Consider the following 2817-nt stretch of genomic DNA (forward strand, 5'->3'; position numbering starts at 1 on the left):
GAGGAACCTGTTGACTAAGGAGCGTCACGTTCGATACCAACCCAAACATGCTTGATCCGATTCAGCGCATCTCCAGGAGAAAATTTATGGGCAGGCTCTCAGCGGCACTCAAGACGTTGCTGGCAGCCCAGTTTCTGCCCCGGGTTGTGCAGGCGGCCGCAAACACCGAAGGCCCATCAGCAACACTTCACTATCGCCCGCTGAACGGCGACAGCCTCCGGGAAATGGCCCAACGCAGGATACATCACGGGTCGGGCACCTTTTCGAATCCCATGGGTATCCCGCGCGACGGTCGATTCTGGCAGGTGCTGTCGTGGAAGCTTTTTCACAAGAATGCCTACGGTGATTTCCTTGACGACCAGCCGATTTCACCCGTCGCCATCGACTGGGAGCCGGTAAAGGCCCACCGGGGTGTGTCGGTTACCTTCATCAAACATTCGACCGTGCTGATCAAGGATGTGGATCGTGTTCTGCTGATCGATCCGGTGTTCAACGACATCTTCTGGTTCATCAAGGATTATTCGCCCCTGGCCTTCAACCCGGAGAGCATGCCGCGGCCGGACCACGTGCTAATCACCCACGGCCACTACGACCATCTGGATCATCGGTCCCTGGCGACGCTGGATCCCGGCACCCATGTGATCAGCCCCTTGGGGTATGATAGGGAATTCAAAGCAGTGGGCATGACCCATCGCACCCAGTTGGACTGGTTTGAACGTTACAGGGACGGCGCCCGGGAGATCACCTTTCTGCCCGCCAACCACTGGACCATGCGCAACCCCATCATCGGCCCCAACCGCTCCCTGTGGGGCGGCTATCTGATCAAAACCGCCGGTGGACCAACTATCTATATTTCCGGAGACAGCGCCTACTTCGATGGATTCGAGCAATTGGCCGCCGATTATGACATCGACCTGGCCATCTTCAACATGGGCGCCTATGCGCCGCGGTGGTTCATGGCACCCAGCCACATGAACCCGGCAGAAACAGTCCAGGCCTTTCAGGAAATCAAGGCCAGGCAATTGATGATCGCCCACTGGGGGACCTTCCAACTGGGTGACGAGCCGGTACACTTTCCGCCTGCGGATCTTGAAAAAGCGCTGGGCGAAAAAGGGCTTCTCCGGCAGTGGATTCCCCTGGGACATGGTGAGACCTACTTTTTTTGATGTGATGCCGCATCGAAAGGGATGGGTAATGCAAAAAATACTGCTTGTCACGCTTCTACTAATTTTCGTCGGCCCTCAGGATCTTTTTGCCGATCGCAGCCATCACGGGACGCATCATCGGTTCGGCATACGATCCAACACACAACCGCCGTCACCGGATATACGAAGCCGGTTTAATCGATCAGCCAGGCGCCCTTCCCACGACAAACGCAGCCGCTTCAGACAGCCGTCCCGGCGGTCGTTGCATCCGGGGTCCCCGGGAAAACCTGCCCATCCGATCTATCCGGGTTATAAACCCGGCAGGCCAGGGCATGGCCGTCCCGGCTATTGGCGGCCCGCCAGCACGACCGTGGTGCGGGAAATCCAGCCGATCATCATCGTGAACAATCCCCCTCCGGTGGTGCCGGCACTGCCCCCCGAACCGGAGGAAGTGTGGGTGCCGCCTGTCATGGACACACGAACCGAACCCGGTTATTGGGATTATGGCGTAAAGAAGGTGTGGATGGTTGACCACTGGCGATACGAGCAGGATCATGAGGAGCGGATCTGGGTACCCGCTTCCCAGGTGAGATACGTCAAGCAGGAAGGGTACTGGAAACCGGTTGAGTAGGTGCGACGGTTGTGTCAACCCAGTCGGTGGGCATCTCTCATTTGCCGTGACATCTGGTTCACGGATGAGAAAGCACGCTCCACGGTTTTCTCCTTGTCCGGGTTCACCAAACAGCAGGTGGCAGGGGACAGCATGCTCTGTGCGATCAATCGATCCCGATCCACCCCCTTTTTAAGCAAGGCTTGCCAGACCGATTCCAGGTGACCGATCAGCGACGGCAGATCCTCCTGAGAAAATGTCTCCATTCCGGTGGGAACAATCCCCCAGACAATCAATCCGCCCTTGTCCAGGAATCGCCGGATGGATGCGGCGTAGGATGAAAAAATCTCCGCATTGGTGTAAATGTCCATGGACAACACCTCCAGGTCGAGGTTCAGCAGGAAGTCCCAATCCGGATTGCCGCACAGGTGAATTCCCCGGGGCCGATCCACCTGGGCGAAGAACTGGTCGAGGTCGCCCTTGGCCTTGATGTCACTGTACCCCGCCAATGCGGAAAACAGAAACTGGAGCCCCGGTTCGTCCACAAACATGAATGCATTGGCGTTCCTGTTTTTCAGTCGACTCAACTGGACGTTCAACCGTTTGGCCATGAACTCCAACATAAAGGGCCGAACCGTATCGTCGAAAAGAATGGGCCGCTCGTCCTGATCGAGAATGTTGAATCCAAAACTGACCGGACCTTCCAACTGTCCCCGGATAGCCGGTCGATCGGCCAGGTCGAGGGAAAGAAACCGGTGGTATACGGCGGAATAGGTTTCACTGATGTCGAAATATTCAGGGTCGTCAAACCGGGCAAGCGTCTCTTCAAACTCCTCGGCAAAGCGGTCTATGGAAAACCGCAGCGTCCGCTTGCTGACGTCGAGTATGATGCCGGGAAAATGCTCCGCCGCCTGAACATACATGTCTTCATAGTAGCTGAAGTTGGGCAACTGGGGCCAAAAGGGCACATCCAGCGACAGGGCCATTTCAAGGGCTCTTGAAACGTCGGTGTGGGGCATCACTGCCATGGCGGTGGTCAACAGGTTTCCGGGAAGGGGCATG

3 protein-coding genes are annotated in these 2817 nt (G+C 56.9%); 2 read left to right on the forward strand and 1 reads right to left on the reverse strand.

The window, feature by feature from the left end; genetic code table 11:
• Nucleotides 1-86 precede the first annotated feature (86 nt).
• Together QNK41_RS19545 and QNK41_RS19550 are read left to right on the forward strand one after the other, a co-directional pair.
• Nucleotides 87-1166: an MBL fold metallo-hydrolase gene (locus tag QNK41_RS19545; RefSeq protein WP_319260447.1), complete on the forward strand. Its 1080-nt coding sequence runs from the start codon at nucleotides 87-89 to the stop codon at nucleotides 1164-1166.
• Between the two features lie 28 nt (nucleotides 1167-1194).
• Entirely contained in the window at nucleotides 1195-1776 is a 582-nt protein-coding gene (locus QNK41_RS19550) for a hypothetical protein (RefSeq protein WP_319260450.1), read from the forward strand.
• Between the two features lie 14 nt (nucleotides 1777-1790).
• Here the strand turns inward: QNK41_RS19550 and QNK41_RS19555 are convergent.
• Nucleotides 1791-2817: hypothetical protein (locus tag QNK41_RS19555; protein ID WP_319260452.1), on the reverse strand; the 1027-nt coding region annotated here is incomplete at its 5' end.

It is taken from the genome of Desulfosarcina sp. (assembly GCF_033791525.1).
Classification (GTDB): Bacteria; Desulfobacterota; Desulfobacteria; order Desulfobacterales; family Desulfosarcinaceae; genus Desulfosarcina.